Source organism: Thalassotalea atypica, assembly GCF_030295975.1.
Taxonomy (GTDB): domain Bacteria; phylum Pseudomonadota; class Gammaproteobacteria; order Enterobacterales; family Alteromonadaceae; genus Thalassotalea_F; species Thalassotalea_F atypica.
In genome coordinates this window covers 409,389-427,531 of the sequence record NZ_AP027364.1, presented here as the reverse complement: position 1 = coordinate 427,531, position 18,143 = coordinate 409,389, and the positions used below count along the sequence as shown (strand labels likewise).

General features: G+C 40.6%; 21 protein-coding genes. 12 read left to right on the top strand and 9 right to left on the bottom strand.

The window, feature by feature from the left end:
• Nucleotides 1-3: 3 nt before the first annotated feature.
• Nucleotides 4-402, bottom strand: coding sequence for an MmcQ/YjbR family DNA-binding protein (locus QUE03_RS01995; protein WP_286264562.1), 399 nt, complete (start codon nt 400-402; stop codon nt 4-6).
• Nucleotides 403-410: 8 nt separating this feature from the next.
• A complete protein-coding gene (locus QUE03_RS01990) occupies nt 411-1,556 on the bottom strand; it encodes a serine hydrolase domain-containing protein (protein ID WP_286264560.1) in 1,146 nt (381 codons plus the stop codon).
• A 540-nt stretch (nt 1,557-2,096) separates the two neighbouring features.
• On the opposite strand from QUE03_RS01990, the gene QUE03_RS01985 reads away from it, so the two are divergent.
• The 3 genes from QUE03_RS01985 (at nt 2,097) to QUE03_RS01975 (ending at nt 4,376) form a co-directional block, all read left to right on the top strand.
• On the top strand, nt 2,097-2,498 hold the full coding sequence (locus QUE03_RS01985; RefSeq protein ID WP_286264558.1) for a DUF3718 domain-containing protein: 402 nt from the start codon (nt 2,097-2,099) through the stop codon (nt 2,496-2,498).
• Nucleotides 2,499-2,643: 145 nt separating this feature from the next.
• A complete protein-coding gene (locus QUE03_RS01980) occupies nt 2,644-3,543 on the top strand; it encodes a S1/P1 nuclease (protein ID WP_286264556.1) in 900 nt (299 codons plus the stop codon).
• A 128-nt stretch (nt 3,544-3,671) separates the two neighbouring features.
• On the top strand, nt 3,672-4,376 hold the full coding sequence (locus QUE03_RS01975; protein ID WP_286264554.1) for a 2OG-Fe(II) oxygenase: 705 nt from the start codon (nt 3,672-3,674) through the stop codon (nt 4,374-4,376).
• A 37-nt stretch (nt 4,377-4,413) separates the two neighbouring features.
• On the opposite strand, the gene QUE03_RS01970 is transcribed toward QUE03_RS01975, so the two are convergent.
• Together QUE03_RS01970 and fkpA are read right to left on the bottom strand one after the other, a co-directional pair.
• Nucleotides 4,414-5,670 carry a glycosyltransferase gene (locus QUE03_RS01970; RefSeq protein ID WP_286264552.1) on the bottom strand — a complete coding sequence of 419 codons (1,257 nt, stop codon included), beginning with the start codon at nt 5,668-5,670 and terminating at the stop codon, nt 4,414-4,416.
• A 120-nt stretch (nt 5,671-5,790) separates the two neighbouring features.
• On the bottom strand, nt 5,791-6,567 hold the full coding sequence (gene fkpA / locus QUE03_RS01965; RefSeq protein ID WP_286264551.1) for an FKBP-type peptidyl-prolyl cis-trans isomerase: 777 nt from the start codon (nt 6,565-6,567) through the stop codon (nt 5,791-5,793).
• A gap of 131 nt (nt 6,568-6,698) precedes the next feature.
• Here fkpA and QUE03_RS01960 point away from each other — a divergent pair, with 131 nt between their 5' ends.
• Nucleotides 6,699-7,694 carry a WD40 repeat domain-containing protein gene (locus QUE03_RS01960; protein ID WP_286264550.1) on the top strand — a complete coding sequence of 332 codons (996 nt, stop codon included), beginning with the start codon at nt 6,699-6,701 and terminating at the stop codon, nt 7,692-7,694.
• Entirely contained in the window at nt 7,676-7,912 is a 237-nt protein-coding gene (locus tag QUE03_RS01955) for a SlyX family protein (RefSeq protein WP_286264549.1), read from the top strand. The genes QUE03_RS01960 and QUE03_RS01955 overlap by 19 nt, the downstream gene beginning before the upstream one ends.
• A 33-nt stretch (nt 7,913-7,945) precedes the next feature.
• Here the strand turns inward: QUE03_RS01955 and QUE03_RS01950 are convergent, their stop codons facing one another.
• Nucleotides 7,946-8,140: a YheV family putative zinc ribbon protein gene (locus QUE03_RS01950; RefSeq protein WP_286264548.1), complete on the bottom strand. Its 195-nt coding sequence runs from the start codon at nt 8,138-8,140 to the stop codon at nt 7,946-7,948.
• A gap of 97 nt (nt 8,141-8,237) precedes the next feature.
• Here QUE03_RS01950 and QUE03_RS01945 point away from each other — a divergent pair, with 97 nt between their 5' ends.
• The 6 genes from QUE03_RS01945 (at nt 8,238) to QUE03_RS01920 (ending at nt 13,280) form a co-directional block, all read left to right on the top strand.
• The gene (locus QUE03_RS01945) at nt 8,238-10,136 is read left to right on the top strand and encodes an ATP-binding cassette domain-containing protein (protein WP_286264547.1); all 1,899 of its coding nucleotides are present in this window, start codon (nt 8,238-8,240) and stop codon (nt 10,134-10,136) included.
• 88 nt (nt 10,137-10,224) lie between these two features.
• Nucleotides 10,225-10,953, top strand: a complete 729-nt coding sequence (locus tag QUE03_RS01940; protein ID WP_286264546.1) for a tetratricopeptide repeat protein — start codon at nt 10,225-10,227, stop codon at nt 10,951-10,953.
• A gap of 98 nt (nt 10,954-11,051) precedes the next feature.
• Nucleotides 11,052-11,180 carry a DUF3149 domain-containing protein gene (locus tag QUE03_RS01935; protein WP_286264545.1) on the top strand — a complete coding sequence of 43 codons (129 nt, stop codon included), beginning with the start codon at nt 11,052-11,054 and terminating at the stop codon, nt 11,178-11,180.
• A gap of 124 nt (nt 11,181-11,304) precedes the next feature.
• Nucleotides 11,305-11,997 carry a flagellin gene (locus QUE03_RS01930; RefSeq protein WP_286264544.1) on the top strand — a complete coding sequence of 231 codons (693 nt, stop codon included), beginning with the start codon at nt 11,305-11,307 and terminating at the stop codon, nt 11,995-11,997.
• Between the two features lie 84 nt (nt 11,998-12,081).
• Nucleotides 12,082-13,053 (top strand): hydrolase, encoded by a 972-nt coding sequence (locus tag QUE03_RS01925; RefSeq protein ID WP_286264543.1) that lies wholly within the window; start codon nt 12,082-12,084, stop codon nt 13,051-13,053.
• On the top strand, nt 13,050-13,280 hold the full coding sequence (locus tag QUE03_RS01920) for a YheU family protein (RefSeq protein ID WP_286264542.1): 231 nt from the start codon (nt 13,050-13,052) through the stop codon (nt 13,278-13,280). Before QUE03_RS01925 ends, QUE03_RS01920 begins: the two co-directional genes overlap by 4 nt.
• A 33-nt stretch (nt 13,281-13,313) precedes the next feature.
• Here QUE03_RS01920 and QUE03_RS01915 read toward each other — a convergent pair whose 3' ends face one another.
• The 4 genes from QUE03_RS01915 to nudE form a co-directional block, all read right to left on the bottom strand.
• The gene (locus QUE03_RS01915) at nt 13,314-15,227 is read right to left on the bottom strand and encodes a tetratricopeptide repeat-containing diguanylate cyclase (protein ID WP_286264541.1); all 1,914 of its coding nucleotides are present in this window, start codon (nt 15,225-15,227) and stop codon (nt 13,314-13,316) included.
• 100 nt (nt 15,228-15,327) lie between these two features.
• Entirely contained in the window at nt 15,328-15,909 is a 582-nt protein-coding gene (locus QUE03_RS01910) for a YceI family protein (RefSeq protein ID WP_286264540.1), read from the bottom strand.
• Nucleotides 15,910-15,956: 47 nt separating this feature from the next.
• Entirely contained in the window at nt 15,957-16,781 is an 825-nt protein-coding gene (cysQ, locus tag QUE03_RS01905; protein ID WP_286264539.1) for a 3'(2'),5'-bisphosphate nucleotidase CysQ, read from the bottom strand.
• Entirely contained in the window at nt 16,774-17,334 is a 561-nt protein-coding gene (gene nudE / locus QUE03_RS01900) for an ADP compounds hydrolase NudE (protein WP_286264538.1), read from the bottom strand. The genes cysQ and nudE overlap by 8 nt, the downstream gene beginning before the upstream one ends.
• 119 nt (nt 17,335-17,453) lie before the next feature.
• Here nudE and yrfG point away from each other — a divergent pair, with 119 nt between their 5' ends.
• The gene (gene yrfG / locus QUE03_RS01895; protein ID WP_286264537.1) at nt 17,454-18,143 is read left to right on the top strand and encodes a GMP/IMP nucleotidase; all 690 of its coding nucleotides are present in this window, start codon (nt 17,454-17,456) and stop codon (nt 18,141-18,143) included.

The following is an 18,143-nucleotide window of genomic DNA, read 5'->3' as shown; positions in this document are numbered from 1 at the left end:
ATATTAAATTGATAAATGCACCAAGATGGATGCTTGGTCTTTCTTGGTCATTTTACTGACCACCAGCATATATGAATTATCAATCATACGTTCAAGCTCACCATGTGGAATTGAGCCATCAAGAATGATCGTGTTCCATTGCGCTTTATTCATGTGATAACCCGGGATCACCGCAGGAAAAATATCGCGTAACATCGCCGCTTCATCAGGATCACACTTTAAGTTCATACAGTAAAATCCGGCCATCTTACCGTCGGTATCTTTCTCAGTGCCTTTACCAAGTGCTAAGGTCGCAAACATCTTGTTTTTAACCTTGAAAACTTTGACATCTTCACCGAAGGGATAATCTAACTGCGTTTCTGGCTTCGCAAGCATATAAGCTTGCACTTGATGATCATTCATTTTTCCACCTATTGATTCAGAATAGCCGGAATAATGTATTGTTCAATGATTTCACTAGTTTGTCCATGTACGCTATTGTCAGCAAAACTGTAGTTACTGGTTGTAAAAGCAATCACCATATCAAGCATGGGTATAAAAATAATTTTTTGCTCGCCATCACCTAACGCTTGATAGGTATCAATCAATTGCTCATTCACGAACCATTTGTCTTGATACCACAAATAGCCATAATCCAGTTGGTCATCAATAGTAAAACGCGGAATTAAAGACTGTTCAAGCCAAGATTGACTAATTACCTGTTGGTTTAACCATTGGCCTTGATTAAGAAAAAGTTGACCTAATTTGGCCATCGAACGCGGTGTCATTTCCAACGCCAGCGCTTCGTCGCTCGGTGAATGTGACCACGTTGCATCATCTATTTGCAGCGGTGTAAATAGATAATCCTGAGAAAACTTCGCAAGCGCTAATTGTGATTGCTGCTCAATAATTTCATGTAGTAAAATCGGTATGCCTGTAAAATAGCGCCATTGACTGCCGGGCGCAAATGCCATATTAGCAGCCAAGGTATAACGACTCCAATTTCCACTGGCATTAAGCTGACCGCCATCACAAGCTTTTTGTGGCTGAGTTCCTTCAAAGCAATCAAACCCTGCGCTCATTGTTAATAAATGCTCAATGGTGATGTCAGATTTATCATTGTCCCATACTAAGTCTTGATGTTGTGGAAAGTAACCTTGGATTTTCTCATCAACACTTAGAGTGGATTGCTGATCGAGCAGTATTCCGGTTAGCAGCGAACCGATACTTTTGCTCGCTGATTGAAGCTGATGAGGACGATTAGCGTGAAAGCCATTAAAGTAATGCTCAAAGACCAACTGCCCTTGCTTAGCTATGACTATGCCGTCGATATTAACGTATTTTCCTTGAGTGATGTCATTGACTAACTGCGTGATTAATTGAATGTTTAAGCCAGTATCACCTGCATGCCCAACCGACCAACCGTCATTTTGCGACGCCGGCATCTCATATTCATATAAAGGCAATGGTGGTGAACAGCCACAAACAGGATTACTGCCTCCGTCGCCTGAACCACAGCTATACAGGCACAACGCCAAGGTAAATGTGAGAACTTTCTTAAACAAAGAGCTAGCCATGGAAATCCTTTTTAAAGCTAATAGATGATAAGGCACGCCTAAGTCATTCGACTAGATGTGCGTTAACACTCACTAATATAGTGTATTTCTACAACACCTTTGAATTATTGGCAATAATATAGAGCGTTATCCTGTTGAACAAATGTGTCCAAATGTCACAAGGTAGGACCAATCACATGCTTAGCAACAACTTTGCAAATAATTGACATTTGATGCACTTACATTTAAAACTCTTCACCATTTTTTATCATGTAAACTCCTAAACAAGCATTAAATGCGTTTTATTACCACCTACAAAGCCATAAACATTACCCTTTAAATACAATAAGTTAACAATAAAAAATAAAGTTATTTACAAATACTCATCTAATAAAACATTACTGACAAAAGCTGAAAAATCTTTTTTGATATAACTATATACAAGCAAATGGAATGGCTTTAGTTGGAACGGTATTTTCTCTGATTTTAAATAAGTAAGCAGGCTGTTTTGAGGACGTCCCCGAGCGTTAATAGGATAAAATTTTTTAAAGGAGTTTACTCATGCGTACACTAACTACATTAACCTCATCAATATTGGCACTTAGCATAGGCATTAGCAGCAGTGCGTTTGCTCAACAATATAAATTCATTGGTACAGATAACAGTTTAGCCACAAAAATGTGCGTGAGTGCAGGCTCTAACGACAGCAGAAAATTGAAGTCAACTATCAGACGTAATAAGTCGGCAAATCAGTACCAAGTTGTTAACAACTTCACTTGCAATGGCTTGTCGATGGCGAAATTTGCGTATAAGTATGAAGCAAATGATACCTATGAATATTTGAATAAATACAGCAACATCAAAAACAGAGTTACCCCTTCTGTGACCATTAAAGATGTTGCCCTAAATCATCAAGATAAGTCAGAAACCCCTAAAGTTATTTACGTTTCATCAAGCAACTAACTTCAAAGCATGACTTGAGCGCATACATTACTTTGTCACAAGTTTTTGTGAGCAAAGTGATGTTGCTCGCCACCAGAAGAATTGCTCGATAGAATGTCGTTATTAAACTCCAATGCCATGAGCTCACACTAGCTTTGTACTAAATATGACATTTCGAATCACCCTTTTATCTACTCTCTTTTTATTTGTTTCAACCTCAAGTTACGCTTTAGGGAAACTTGGCCATCAACTCACATGCGACTTAACATACCAACAATTGACCTCTGCCACCAAAGCTAAGCTTGATCATTTGTTGAGCGCTGTTGATAAACGTTCGTTAGTAGAACTTAATCAATATAACTACCGTAAAAAACTGGCACCCATGAGTTTCGCTAATGCATGTACATGGCCAGATATGATTAAAAATCTTCCAAAGTATCAGCAATATAAGAAATGGCATTACATTAATATCAATAGAGGTCAAAGCTCAATAAGCGAAGAAAGCTGTCGGAAAAACTGTATTACGCAGGCTATCCCATTTCATCAACAACAATTGATGTCATTATCAAATAGCAAAGAAAAGCTGGAAGCAGTTATGTTTTTAAGTCATTGGGTAGCTGATATTCATCAACCCTTGCATGTCAGCTATGCCAATGATTTGGGCGGCAACAAAACAAAAGTGAAGTCTCATGACGGTAAATGTACCAATATGCATTGGCTTTGGGATCAATGTTTGTTGTCTCGTCAAATTGACACCAAAGACCATAAAATGCGCTACCAGTACTTATTTACGACATTGCAAAGCCAGCTGAAAAAGAGCAAAGAGAGTAAACAAATAGAAAGTTGGCAACAATCAACTGTCATAGATTGGGCCAACGAATCGTTGAAACTGACAATAAGCGAAGGATTAAGCTATTGCAGGATGCATCACGGCAATTGCCAGCGTATAAACCAACAGCCTTTAGTGCTTGCTGACAACTATCAAACGGTTTATTCCAAAAAACTTAATATGCGTATTGTTCAAGCATCAGTCCGGCTTGCTCACCTGCTAGAACAGTCCTTATGATTGCCTTGTAGTTTGCACTTATTACAATATGATCAGATAAGTTACTAACTTATCTGATCAAGCCCCTAGCAAAGATTGCAACATAGCGTTAACATTTCCTCATTGCCCTTTTACGCCAATTCATTTATATGCAACATTTCATCGTCGAATTTAAAAATGCCTTCTCCACTGATTTTTGTGACAACCTGATCGCAAAGTTTGAGAAAGACGAAAATGTAACACAAGGGCGTATAGGCTCTGGCGTAGACCGAAGTAAAAAAAACAGTATAGATTTACATCTATCCACGTTAGCCCATTGGAAAAATGAGCATTTGTCGATTACAAATACGATGCGCCAAGCACTGACTCAATACGTTCGAGCCTACCCGCACTTTTTGATTGGCGCGCTTTCACCCAGTTTTATCGACAATAACACAAAAAAAACTAAAGCTCTGACGGTTGAAGATATTCCACAAATGAGTGATGAATCACTAAGTAGTGTTATAGGCAGCATTTTTTGTTTTGATGAGATCAATTTACAAAAGTATCCTCAAAACTCTGGCAACTTTAATCATTGGCACTCCGAGCATTATCCTCACCCTTCTGATGGAGCACAAAAAAGCTTACATCGAACATTATTGTGGCTAGTTTATTTGAATGATGTTGAGCAAGGAGGGGAAACTGAGTTTATCTACCAGCAAGCCAGAATTAAACCGACAAAAGGCAGTATTGTGCTATCGCCTTGCACGTTTACCCACACACACAGAGGCATAACTCCTGTTTCTAATGATAAATATGTGCTGGCATCATGGATCATGTATAAGCCGGCACAACAGCTTTACAACACTAAGTAAAATATTGCCCTACACTGAAAAGCTGTCTGGAATTGTGTTATTCACGCTCGCCGTTATGTTCATTCTCTAACTTATTTTTAGCTTCTATCCATTGAGACATAAACTGCGTACTTCGGTGCGAGTGATGATTTAACATCGCACCAGTAAAGTTATTAGCCCTGTGCTGAGCTAGGTTATCAGTGACATGTTCAAATGCTTTAATTAGCACATCGCTATGTTGCTCTAAATCAAACAACAAGTGAGCGTTCACTTTCCCTAAAGCGCTCGCGTTATTCCATACGTGTTGGTCTTGATACAATTGAATCGCCTGATCTGCCATCGCATTAATATCATCATTTACCGCACCTGCCCATGGGTGCTCCGTATGCATACCCTCAGCCCCTATCTCCGTTGTGACCGAAGGAGTACCGCAGTACATAGCCTCAGCTAACTTACCTTTAATGCCAGCACCAAACCGCAGTGGTGCTATACACACTTTTGCATTTTTCATAGCAAGTAATGCATCATCAACCCAGCCTTTAACTAAAAACCCAGACTTTTCATCATGTAAATCCGTGGCCTTTTTCGGCGGATATGCACCATAAATATGGAGCTGTGCCTGTGGCAGTTTTTTTCTAATTAACGGCCACAGTTTTTGCTTGAGCAATAAAACGGCGTCCCAGTTAGGCGCGTGACGAAAATTACCGATCGAAATAAAATGCTGACGCTCGTCAAAACAAGGCGTTTCCTGATCCAACACCGCTGGCTCAAACATAAACGGACTATAGACAAGTAAACTAGGATCAACCCTATAATGTTGCTCAAGAAGATTTATTTCTTCGGGAGAAATCATAATGCTTAAATCGCTTCTGAAAATTGCAGAGACTTCTCGGACTGCGAGCTCAGTATTAAGGCTCGCTTCACTTGCCGATTGATGTTGCTTAATAGCTTGATGGCGTGCATTACGAAGGCTTTGCAGATCTTCTGTGTCTAACACCCTCACTGCATTCGGACATGCTTTCGAAACACGCCAGCCAAATTGCTCTTCCATCATGTACCGATCAAACATCACCACATCGGGGTCCAATTGACCAATAAATTCATCAAAGCTAGCGCAATTTAACGTGATCGCTTTAGTGGCTATATCAAGCGCATTCAGATCTTCCATATGCTCGGTAAGTTGAGCAGGGCTCGCAAACGTCACACTATAGTGAGCTCGTTGAAAACACTCAATCAGTTGCAACATACGACTGCCCGCGGCAGACGATTTAGGCTCAGGCCAAACCCAGCCAATAATTAGTAATTGTTTTTGCACTGTGTCTTAAAGATCAGAATATTGATGTGCGATATTTTACTTAATTTTCTGTCAAATAGCAGGCATAAAAAAAGCGAGCCCTAGCTCGCTTTTGATTGTCATCATAAATTATTTAATTAATTACTGCGCTGCTTGCGCACCCACTTGTGGCGCTGGCTCAGCTTTTTGAATCTCTAATAATTCAACTTCAAAGTTCAATACTGAATTACCTGGGATGCGCGGAGGGCTACCTGCTTCACCGTATGCTAGGTTTGCGGGAATAGTGAATTTGTACTTAGCACCAACAGACATTAACTGAACACCTTCAGTCCAACCCGGGATAACACGGTTTAGTGGGAATGTTGTTGGTTCGCCACGATCTACAGAGCTGTCGAAAACTTCACCATTAATGAAAGAACCAGTGTAATGTACTTTAACAGTATCAGTCGCTAACGGCTTTTCGCCTTCACCTTCCGCCAAAACAACATACTGAATACCAGAATCAGTTACTTGAACACCCTCAAGTTTCGCGTTTTGCTCTAAGTATTGTTGACCTTCAGCTAAAGCTGCTGCAGTTTCAGCCGCTAATTTTTCTTGCTGTTTAGCTTTCATTTCCTGATCTAGTGCCATCAGTAAACCTTGGATTTCTTCTTGAGGAATTTGAGAGTTTCCATCAATACTTTCCATAAAGCCTTTAATGATAAGGTCTTTGTCTAGGTTAAGACCTAATTTAGTATGTTCTTCTAAATTACGCTCCATATACATACCAATTGACGCACCTAAGCCATATGATTGCTTTTGGATTTCAGTTTCTAGAACTGGGGCTGCAACAACAGTCTCTTCTGTTTTTGCTTGTTCCTGACAACCCATAACAGTAGCAAGTGCAATAGCAACCATAGCTGGTTTAAACAATTTCATTTATATCTCCATAACTTAAATAGATTTCTGGCGAAGGTTTCTCACCGGCAATTATTTTAGTAATCTTATTTAATCGCGTAAAAAAAGACTTATACTAACGACAAATGCCCAGAGAAAAAAGTATAAATATATTGAATAAATGTAATCTTTTTATTTATCGGCTCGTTTTACCGCTTTTAGCTACCTTTTTACTAGGTTGCCAACCAACTGGCGATGCACCAATTGAGCGCTGGCAACATGCGGCGGAAGGGGCATATGCTGCAACTATATCTAATGATGCAACACTCAGCGTCGTCTCATCTATCCATCACGGCATTAGTGTTTGGGACTTACAAAAAAACGCCTTGAAGTTCACCTGGTCACAAGAACAAAACAGTGCTGATAATTTAGTGCTAGCTATCGACATCAGTGACAATAATAGCCACGCATTAACCGCCAATCGCGAAAGCTTTGCTCTTTGGAATATAGAAACAGGACTTTCTGAAGGATATTGGAAAGTAAGAGAGTCCAACATTCGAGATATTGCCGTCGCGAACAATGGCAATTACCTATTAATTGGCAAGTCAAATGGCACGGTGGTGCATGTCACTATGCGAAATGGCAGGCGCCTCGAGTTTTTAGGGCATACAGAGAAAATTAATTCGGTAGATATGCTGCCCAATGGTCGTATTGCGATTTCTGGCGGCAATGACTTTATTGCAAATGTATGGGATACGCAGACCGGACAGGTCATTTATAAATTCAATCACCCCAGTCGGGTGACCAAAGTCGCACTAGATCCTCAAGGTCGTTATGCATTTACCGCAGACAGTAAGAAAGATGCGAATATTTGGAACTTAAAAACGGGTCAATTGATTCAAAATTTAAAATACACTAACCGACAAGAAGTGTTTAGCTCTGTACAATTCTCTCCTGATGGCACACAGCTATTAACCGGCGCACCAACGAGAAAAATCAGTTTATGGAGTATTGGTACAGGAGATCGCATTCAAAGCTGGCGTGTTACCCCAAGAAAAGACATTCGTCCGGCGGGCGCGGTTGTGTACAGTGCCGCTTTTAGGGATAATAACAGCATTATTACCGAAAGCTCTTCAGGATACGCTGAATTATGGCAGCTGCCGAATTAAACACATTAAACGAACTCGAACATCGTCTTGAGTCATTAGAAGCGCGTAATGCGTTTCAAGATGATGTTATTGAACAACTGAATCAAGAACTCACCATTCACCAAGCACAGTTAGCTGAACTCAAAGAAAACATGCGTTTAATTGCAGCGCGGATCAAAGAGTCCACGACCTCGCCTGATACTCAAGTTGAGATCGAGCCACCTCCACCGCACTATTAAGCCTTTGCTCGAAAAGGATAAACCACCTATAAACTATTCAGGCTTGAAAATGCCAATGACTTGCTCTTGGTCACGCACTTCTTTTTCAACATGCGCCTCAGGTTGTGACATGGTTTCGCCACATTGAACACACGTTACCGTTTCGACAGCATTTTCTTTCGTTAAAGCCATAGTATCCATAGCTTTGCATTTGGGGCATATTGCTCCAGCGATAAATCGTTTTTTCACATTATATCTCTTTGATAGCCATTCCTCGTTATTTTAACTTGAATGTCACCTGTGGGAAAAGGACAATAGTACCATTATTAAATTTGAGGACAGTGGATTGATCACTGCTAATAACCTTAGCGTAAATCGCGGCGCTAAAAATCTAATCATTGATGCTAACTTTGCTATTCATGCCAACCACAAAGTTGGGCTGGTTGGCGCAAATGGTTGCGGAAAGTCATCATTGTTTTCGGTATTATTGGGCCATCTTTCACCTGATCAAGGTAATCTTAACTTGCCTAGTCGCTGGAAGATTGCCACAGTAAAACAAGAAACACCCGCGCTTGATAAGTCAGCACTAGATTACGTCATTGACGGCGACCAAGAATATAGAGCATTAGAACAAGAGCTAGAACAAGCTCGTGCGACCGATAACGGTAATCAAGAAGCCATTATCATCAATCAAATTGATGCAATAAACGGTTACAGCCTTGCCGCAAGAGCAGGCGAATTACTCCATGGTTTAGGTTTTTTACAAGAACAATTAAGCTTACCTGTGAAGAGTTTTTCAGGTGGTTGGCGCATGCGACTCAACCTTGCCCAAGCCTTGATCAGCCGCGCTGATTTATTGTTGCTTGATGAGCCGACTAACCATTTAGATTTGGACGCAGTAATTTGGCTGCAAAATTGGCTAAAACGATACGACGGTACGTTGATGCTAATTTCTCACGATCGTGACTTTCTTGACGATGTCATCGGTCAAATATTGCATATTGAACAACAAAAAGCAAAGCTATACTCGGGCAATTATACCTCGTTTGAACGTCAGCGCGCAGAACACTTATCTCAACAAGATGCGCAATTTCAGAAACAACAACGAGAAGTAGCACACTTAACCAAATTTGTTGACCGCTTTCGCGCAAAAGCCAGTAAAGCTAAACAAGCCCAAAGTCGATTAAAGCGCCTTCAAAAATTACCTGATTTAGCGCCGGCACATGTCGATTCGCAATTTACCTTTAGCTTTGAAACACCAGAAAATCTGCCCTACCCACTACTTTCACTTACTGATACTAATTGTGGCTATGGCGATATAAAAATACTAGCTAACGTTAATATTACTTTAGTACCAGGAACACGTTTGGGCCTACTAGGACGCAATGGTGCTGGTAAATCAACGTTAATTAAGACGCTCGCCGGAGAAATCCAATTATTAGCCGGAAAACGTTTTTCAGCCCAAGAATTGAAAATAGGCTACTTTTCTCAACACCAGCTTGAGCAATTACATTCAAATTCTACAGCCATCGAGCATATCATCAGAGAGAAGCCTGAGTTTACCGAATTAGAAGCGCGGTCATTTTTAGGTCGGTTTGGCTTTAGTGGCGATCAAGCGTTGTCTGTAATTGACACCATGTCTGGTGGAGAAAAGGCGCGCTTAGTACTAGCCATGATTGTGCTAGCCAAGCCACAGTTGTTATTACTCGATGAACCGACCAACCACCTAGATTTAGAAATGCGCCAGGCAATTGTCATGGCGCTACAGGATTTTGATGGAGCTATCATATTAATTGCTCATGATCGTTATTTACTAGAGTCATGTGTTGATGAGTTCTTACTTGTTGGTCAAGGTAAAGTCGCTGATTTTAGCGGTGACATTGATGATTATCATCAATGGTTACATCAGGATAAAAAAGCCGCAACCGCATCGACTATTGAAAAGTCTCCAACCGTTGATAAAAAAGCGATACGCCAGCAGCAAGCGGAGTTGAGAAAAAAAGCAGCCCCGCTAAAAAAGCAAGTCGATAAAATCAATGCACAAATGGAAAAATGGCAGCAAGAACTCGATGAAATTGAGTCCGTATTAGCTGACGGCAGCATTTATCAGTCAGACGACAAGGCGGAGCTTTCCCGGCTGCTAAAAGCACAAGGTAAATTAACTGAGAATATTGCTGAACATGAGCTACAATGGCTTGATTTGGAAGAACAAATAGACCAAATTATGTCGAGTTTAAATGATTAATTAACCATTTGTCTTGATAGAAAATTCAAACCGCTCAGCTCTTTGCTACACTAAAAGATAAGCATTGCTGACAACAAAGAGAATTACGATGAAAAAGATACTGTCGATCATTTCGTTTTGCACGATTGCTATTACTACTCACGTTAGCGTGGCTGCTGATTTAAAACAGGGCATGTATGAACTCAATCGCGGGCAATTTAAAGCAGCAATTACCGAATTTACGCCTTTAGTTGAGGAAGGGTATGCACCTGGACAGTATCAAATGGCCATGATGCACTTAAACGGCTGGGGCATGAAGAAAGACCCTAAAAAAGCATTTGAATTATTAACATTAGCTGCAGATCAAAATTACCCCGATGCTCAGTTTGAACTAGCATTGATGTACAGTGAAGGAGACGTCACTGCCAAAAACGAAGCTAAAGCGTTCGAACTCACCAAAGCCGCCGCAAATAAAGGGCTGGCAAGTGCTCAATTTAATCTTGGGGTAATGTATGCCAATGGCACAGGTACATACAAAGATTTTAAGAATGCGGCGCGAAGCTATGAAAAAGCAGCCAAACAAAATTATGCGTTGGCTCAGTTTAACCTTGCCTTACTTTATGCTGAAGGGTTAGGTGTTAATAAGAGTATTGAAGAGTCTTACATTTGGAACATTATTTCTTCTCGAAATGGCTACACACCAGCAGAAACAAGTCGAGTATTAGACGAACGGAACTTAGGCAATACCCAAATAGAGAAAGCGCGAGAAAAGGCTGAAATATTGTATCAAAATTTAATTGCTCAAGCAGAGATGAAAGCGAAAAACGCGAATAAATAACCAATAACCCTACTTTTATTACTAGATTTGATCTGAATCACAACTTCGCAACAACTCCTTATTTAAAATGAGATAGAACATTAAATAAGGAGTTCACCATGGAATTACTTAAGAGTTTTGCTAACGATCCTGTATTTTGGTTTTCAATGGCTGGTCTAGCTATAGTGCTGGGAATTTGCTCATTTTACGTTTATTACTTCCTAAAAAATATTGCCGAAGACAAGTAATTATTTATTTTTATTAACAAAAATAATACCAAAATGTCCCCTCCCCCAAAATGTACAAATATTAACCATTTGTTGTGTGTTAGTTTGCTATAATTAAGGCTGGTAAATGTTATAAGGTGGTATTATGGAGTTATCTGTTAATCAAACGTCAGCTTCATTGAGTTTAATTTCTCAACAGCAAAAACAGCGAGAAGAAGAAGACGAGAAAATTGCGTCGGGAAAACGAATTAATGGTGCCGATGACGACCCTGCCGGCTTGCAAATCGCTAGCCGATTAACTGCTGAAATCAATGAAAATGCGCAGCTCAGTGTAAACGCCCAGGATCAAATCAACTATAACACTGTTCAAGAAGGTGGACTAACCGCGATCAATGATAGTTTGCAACGTGCCAATGAATTGAGTGTTGCCTCAGGTAGTCCATTGAATGATTCTGATGCAATTCAAAATGAGCTAGACGAACTGACCGAGCAAATAAATGCCCTAGCGGGCGAAGTGTTGGGCGATCCAAATTTTCTTGCACCACTAGACGCATCAGATCCCAGTACAACACAAGACTCTATTAACACTGCACTGGAAGTTGTAAACGAAGAAGCTGTCGCACTTGGTGCAAACAGTAGCGGCTTATCTAGCCAAGTCAGTACGTATGACACTTCAGTAGTCAATGTTAGCAACTCAAGATCTCGTATCGAAGATACCGATTTTGCTGAGACAACGACTAACCAAGAGCAATTGAATGTACTATTGCAAGCATCTATTGTTGCCAAAAAAGACGATGAAGAAGCAAGAAAAGGCTTGCTGATTAATCAAGTAGTCTAATCGGTTACATCGAGGTTATAATATCAAGCTCGCCAATCGGCGAGCTTTTTTATGAATTATGAACCTTAAGGACTGGATATTTTCATGGTGGTAAATAGCGACTTTAAACCTGCATGGTGGCTTTCTAACCCACACGTTCAAACTATCGCTGCCAAATGGCTTAGACGAAAGCTGGTTTTTAACGGTCATGTTGAAACACTGGAAACCCCAGATAATGATTTTATCGATTTGGTTTGGACTCAAATTCCTGATAAAAGTACTACCAAACCCATTGTTGTAGTATTGCACGGCTTAGCGGGCTCTGTGGATAGCCATTACGCTAAAGGCTTATTAACAGCCATTACAGCGAAAGGCTGGATTGGCGTACTAATGCATTTTAGAGGCTGTAGTGGTAGACCTAATCGTCAAGGACCTTCTTATCACTCAGGCGACACTCGTGATATAAATTATCTCACCCAATGGCTTGAACAACATTACCCTAATGCACCATTGTCTGTCGTAGGGTTTTCTTTAGGTGGGAACGTATTGACGCGTTATCTAGCTCAAGTCCCTGGAAATCCGTATAAAGCCGCTTGCATTATTTGCGCACCACTAGATCTATCAAGTTGTAGCAAGAAAATCGGCAGAGGCTTTTCAAAGATTTATCAAAAATATCTTGTTGATATGCTAAAAACGGCCACTCGTGAAAAAATGGAAATGAATTTGCTGCCGCAAGTTTGCTCAATACATTTATCAAGCATCACTAAAATGTGGGATTTCGATCAACATGTCACTGCCCCTATCAATGGATTTGAAGGTGCCGAGCATTATTATCGCCAAGCAAGTGGAAAGTTTGTTATTGGTGACATCAAAAACAATAGCTTATTTATTCATGCAGCAGATGACCCATTTTTAGATCATGAAACCATTGTTCCTCATCAACCACTACCTGAACATTTAACCTTTGAAGTTTGCCGAAAAGGGGGCCATGTAGGCTTCATCTCAGGCCGTAATCCAATGAAGCCATTGTATTGGTTAGACAAGCGTATTCCCGACTATTTGGAGCAGCATTTATGATCATCCCCATTGAGCAAGTAGCGCCTGAAATTCTTGAAAATATCATCAAGGAATTCGTACTGCGTGAAGGAACAGAGTATGGAGCACAAGACGTCGCCATTGCGGATAAAATTGCGCAGGTAAAGCTGCAGTTACAAAACGGCAGTGCCGTTTTGGTTTATTCAGAATTACATGAAACCGTAAATATCATGCCCAAAGAACACTTCAATCAAGACAACCATGAGTAACTCTTTCAGCAAAAAAAACGGCGTTGCATCTTGTTAAGTTGCTTTTACGACCTGATTAATCACTTGATTCCTTCCTGTTTTCTTCGCAATGTATAGGCGCTGGTCGACACGGTCGATTAGCTGCTCTGTTGATAAAACATGATCATCTGATTGGCAAATACCTGCACTCATTGTGACTACTTTGTAATCACTGCCGTCATGGGGAATGTCAAGTGCGGCCACTTTAGATAGGATATCTTCAAACAACTCAGTTGCAACTGTCATCTCACAACTTAAACAAAGTACAGCAAACTCACTGCCGGTGAACCGATAAACTCGATCTTGGCTACGCACGTGTTTTCTAAACAGAGCAGCGATTTTTTTCAATAGATCGTCACCCGCTAGGTGTCCATGATTGCTGTTGAACTGATGAAACATATCAACACTGGCAATGACTAATTGAAAGGCTTCGCCATCTTTCGCTTGACGTTGCCAAGCTTCAGCCATATCAACATCAAAACTGCGGCGGTTATACAACGCCGTCATGCCATCAAGGAAACTTAATTCTGTCAGCCTTTTGTTGGCGACTTCCAATTCCATTGTGCGTTGCTTAACTTTGACTTCAAGATCTTGTTTGAGACGATTAAACGCATGACGTCGATATAAAAAAAATATCAACAGGGCGCCTGCAACACTCGCGAATACCGTATTTTTCCACGCTTGACGCTGTTGTTTTTGCTCTAACAATTGAAACTTTTTATTTTGCTCCAGTTCTTGAACCTGATTGGTTAGTTGCTGCACTTCAAACTGAGCCAATTGCTGATCTAATGCAAGATTCACCAATTTGTGTTTTTCGTGTAAATACTCGCGATAAACTTTCAATGATTTAGTGAAATCTTGCTTACCTGCAAGAGCCAGAGCGCTTAGCCCGAGATTTTCAATAATCTGGGGCTTATAGTTTATTTCTTGGCCTTTCTGAGTAGACAGTGCCAGCTGCTCGATCACGTCGTCTAACTGACCCTGCTGAAACAGAGATGTGGCATGAGTATAAAGCCCGCCAACAAACGCTTTTTTATGACCGACTTTTTGACTAAGTTCTATGGTTTTAAGCGCGTAATCATATGCCTTCTCGTATTCGCCAGAAATATTATATAAATCAGATAGGTTTTGATATTGCGAGGTCACCTGATAAAAGTTCTTTTGGCCTAGATAATAATCCATCGCCTTATTCATATAATGTTCAGCGTTTTTGAATTGTCTCGCTTGCTTATAGGCGACACCTATGTCTGCATAAGCACTAGCAAGATCTTCATCATCACTCATTTGCAATCGCTTCTCGATTACTTCATGCAACATATCAATCGCTATATCGAATTTTTTTAACCGAATATGCAGGCCCGCAATGTTGTAGCGAATATCAATTTTGTCTTCTTCATCACCATATTTTTGATAAAGCGGCTCTGCCGTTTGATATGCCTGAAGGGCCTTTGCTATTTCACCCGTTGTGGTATAAACCAGTGCCATATTATTATGTAAATTGGCTTGATATACGGGTAATTCCATTTCAATGAATATTTCTAACGCTCTTTCATACGATACTATCGCCGCTTTATTCTCGCCACGGTAATAGTGCATTGCACCGATCATTTTATGCGCCGTTGCTACTTCTTTTTTTAAACCTACATTGCTAGCAAATTCTTGTGACTTTTGAGCTTGCGCCAGCGCTTTATCTAAATCATTGAGTTCATGATAAGTAAACATGATGGCTAAATGAACTGAGAATTTTTGACTCGCCACCAGATCAGCGGATTGCATGAGCGTTGCGAGTTCTGACAAAACAAGAGCTTTGTCGTCTAAACGCTGGATGTCGGCTAACTGTTGATCGAATTTACTATTGTCAGCAACAGAAATTCGAGGATAGACAGTTAACGCAACGATTATCAGAAATAACCGAAGCGATAGGTGCATGTTGATGCCTTTTATTCTTACGTTAATAATAACTAGGTTTGGTTAGCGCTGGTTAAAGGGAAACCAACTCACTTTAAGCACTCAAATCAGTGAAGTACATTTATTTTCGCTCGAACTGCAACACAAATGTAACCGGCACAGTATTGCTAATACTTGGCAAGCCTGCTAGTGACTGCAACTTTGCTATACCTGCGATTAAAGCGAAATCTTGCGCCCTAATCAATAATGGCTGCTTTGCCGATACAATCACGCGATTATTGCTAAGTTTTGCTGCAACGATCTCAATGATGATTGACTGAGATTGACCGTGCAATTGTATTTTTCCCGGCAAGGACATAGACGTTGTTGTCCCCACTTTCATTGTAGTTAAATCTATATTATTTAGTTTTGCGCTAAATGTTGCTTGCGCGAATTTGTTGGTCTCAAATAAAAAATCTCGCATTCTTTGATCGCGTAGTGCAATTTTGGTGTCAACACTGGCTAAGTCGATAACAAACTTTATTTCACTTTGATCAACCTCTCCTGACAACGAGTTAAATTGATGAACTTCAGCTATGTCATTTTTCTTAATGCTGATAAAGCTCAACGTTGATTTTTCATTATCCAGCTGCCACGCCGCTAACGCTGGCATTGCAATCGATAAACTACAACAGAACGCGATGATAATTGCACGTACACTCATGATAAAACCCTTAAATTAATGTGTTATTTTTTTGTTTTCATTGTTTTTTAGTATTTGCGATCCGCTCGATGGGGTATAACAATATCCTGCCATGGAAACGCCTGAGCACCTAAACTCATAAAGTCAGGATTGAGTAGAGATTCACGCTTGTTATAACTAAGTGGATTAAACTCACTGTCCAAAATCTTGCCCCCCGCTTGCTCCAATATGCACTGACTCGCACCAGTGTCCCACTCTCCAGTCGGCCCAATGCGTAAATAGCAGTCCGCTCCACCTTCTGCAATGAGGCAATTTTTCAAAGAGCACGAGCCTAATGCAATATGCTCGTAGTCAAATGATGAACTTAAATATTGCCCCATTAAACTTAGCTCTTGTCGACGACTAATCGCCACGCGGACATTCTGACCAGGTTCATAAGGAGTGACGTGAATCTGGTGGCTCTGTTGGCTGTTGTCCTTAAAAGCGCCTAGGCCTGATTGACCATAATAAGTTAAGCAATGATCTGGGGCGTGAATGACGCCAATGCTGGGCCAGCCATTTTCAATAAGTGCTATATTGACTGCAAAATCGCCACTGCCAATGATGAATTCTCCTGTGCCATCAATTGGGTCAAGTAACCAATAACGTTGCCAACTTTGTCGCTCACTCAATGCAACCGCACCAACTTCTTCAGATATGATCGGAATATCAGGCGTTAACGATTTTAATTGCTCCATGATCACCGTGTTGGCCGCTAAATCAGCACTGGTTACTGGACTGTCATCAGCTTTCATTTCGGCGGTAAAATTACCTTTTTGGTAATAGCTCATGACCTCTTTACCCGCCATTTTTGCACTTTCAAGGGCTATATTAAGTAAACGCTCATTAGGCATTATTCACTCCTTTATCCCTTAACATCATCAATGCAACGATACTACGCGCTTCATTAAAGTCTTCTTGTGCAAGCAGACTTTTATAATCCGACAATTTCCACTCTACGATTTCCATCGGCTCAGGCTCATCCCCTTCTAGTTTCGATGCGTATAGTTCTGTCGCGACAAAAATTTCCATTTTGGCATCAAAAAACGCCGGCGCAATTCTGACTTGGTGAAGATGAGTTAATGTGCGCGCCCCAAAACCTATTTCTTCTTGCAGCTCTCTGTTGGCAGCAATATCCGCTTGTTCTCCGGCATCAATCAATCCTTTAGGAAATCCTAATTCATAACTGTGCGTACCGGCGCAATACTCTCTGACTAGCAGCATAGTATCGTCATCTAACATTGGCACTACCATGACCGCACCTCGACCGGAGCCCATCATGCGCTCATATTCGCGTTGCTGGCCATTTGAAAAGGTTAAGTCAATTTGCTCAATCGCAAACAGTCGACTTTTAGCCACAGGTGTTCTTTGATTTATGCTCGGCAATACGTTTTTATTTATTTTCATTAACGCGTCATTTTTATAGTTAAAACACAGGAAATTAAACTTAGCTGCAATCAGTGCTTTTTTGATCGGCTATTGATTCGTTATAATGCCATAATAAGATGTTTTCTAGGTATAAATCTATGCTTGATTGGTCAGAAATTTCAACCGTTTTACTCGACATGGATGGCACCATCCTTGATTTGCATTTTGACAACCAATTTTGGTTAGTACATTTACCGCAAAAGTACGCTGAATCGACCGGTATTTCATTGCGTGAAGCCAAGGCCAAATTGACCTCCCATTACCAAAAAGTAGAGGGCACAATTGACTGGTATTGTTTGGATTATTGGGCAGAGCAAACACAGTTGCCGATCAGTGCATTAAAGCGAGAAATTCAGCATTTAATTCAACTTCGAGAAGATGCACACGATTTTCTGGTCGCACTAAAGCACAGTGGTCGAAACATTATTTTGGTGACCAATGCACACCCTGACAGTCTGTCGTTAAAAATCGAACGCACTCAGCTCGATAGGTATTTTGACAAACTCTATTCAACTCATCAGTTTGGCGTGACTAAAGAATCACAAGAGCTATGGAGAAAGTTGCAAAAAGAAGTAGGTTTCAATGTTAATAGCACCCTATTTGTAGACGATAGCATTAATATTTTACAATCCGCACAGCAATTTGGCATCAAACATTTATTGGCTGTCGCCAACCCTGACAGCAAACAAGCCGCCAAAGAAGTCGATAATTTTCTGGCCATTACTGATTTTAATTGTTTAGTCGAAGGTATAAAAGCCACGCCTATTGACACTAAGTTCGTTCAATAG

Excerpts from the sequence above, each read along its gene's own strand:
- QUE03_RS01995 (WP_286264562.1), bottom strand. The coding sequence starts at position 402 with ATGAATGATCATCAAGTGCAAGCTTATATGCTTGCGAAGCCAGAAACG.
- QUE03_RS01990 (WP_286264560.1), bottom strand. The coding sequence starts at position 1,556 with ATGGCTAGCTCTTTGTTTAAGAAAGTTCTCACATTTACCTTGGCGTTG.
- QUE03_RS01985 (WP_286264558.1), top strand. The coding sequence starts at position 2,097 with ATGCGTACACTAACTACATTAACCTCATCAATATTGGCACTTAGCATA.
- QUE03_RS01980 (WP_286264556.1), top strand. The coding sequence starts at position 2,644 with ATGACATTTCGAATCACCCTTTTATCTACTCTCTTTTTATTTGTTTCA.
- QUE03_RS01975 (WP_286264554.1), top strand. The coding sequence starts at position 3,672 with ATGCAACATTTCATCGTCGAATTTAAAAATGCCTTCTCCACTGATTTT.
- fkpA (WP_286264551.1), bottom strand. The coding sequence starts at position 6,567 with ATGAAATTGTTTAAACCAGCTATGGTTGCTATTGCACTTGCTACTGTT.
- QUE03_RS01955 (WP_286264549.1), top strand. The coding sequence starts at position 7,676 with ATGGCAGCTGCCGAATTAAACACATTAAACGAACTCGAACATCGTCTT.
- QUE03_RS01940 (WP_286264546.1), top strand. The coding sequence starts at position 10,225 with ATGAAAAAGATACTGTCGATCATTTCGTTTTGCACGATTGCTATTACT.
- QUE03_RS01935 (WP_286264545.1), top strand. The coding sequence starts at position 11,052 with ATGGAATTACTTAAGAGTTTTGCTAACGATCCTGTATTTTGGTTTTCA.
- QUE03_RS01930 (WP_286264544.1), top strand. The coding sequence starts at position 11,305 with ATGGAGTTATCTGTTAATCAAACGTCAGCTTCATTGAGTTTAATTTCT.
- QUE03_RS01925 (WP_286264543.1), top strand. The coding sequence starts at position 12,082 with ATGGTGGTAAATAGCGACTTTAAACCTGCATGGTGGCTTTCTAACCCA.
- QUE03_RS01920 (WP_286264542.1), top strand. The coding sequence starts at position 13,050 with ATGATCATCCCCATTGAGCAAGTAGCGCCTGAAATTCTTGAAAATATC.
- QUE03_RS01915 (WP_286264541.1), bottom strand. The coding sequence starts at position 15,227 with ATGCACCTATCGCTTCGGTTATTTCTGATAATCGTTGCGTTAACTGTC.
- QUE03_RS01910 (WP_286264540.1), bottom strand. The coding sequence starts at position 15,909 with ATGAGTGTACGTGCAATTATCATCGCGTTCTGTTGTAGTTTATCGATT.
- cysQ (WP_286264539.1), bottom strand. The coding sequence starts at position 16,781 with ATGCCTAATGAGCGTTTACTTAATATAGCCCTTGAAAGTGCAAAAATG.
- nudE (WP_286264538.1), bottom strand. The coding sequence starts at position 17,334 with ATGAAAATAAATAAAAACGTATTGCCGAGCATAAATCAAAGAACACCT.
- yrfG (WP_286264537.1), top strand. The coding sequence starts at position 17,454 with ATGCTTGATTGGTCAGAAATTTCAACCGTTTTACTCGACATGGATGGC.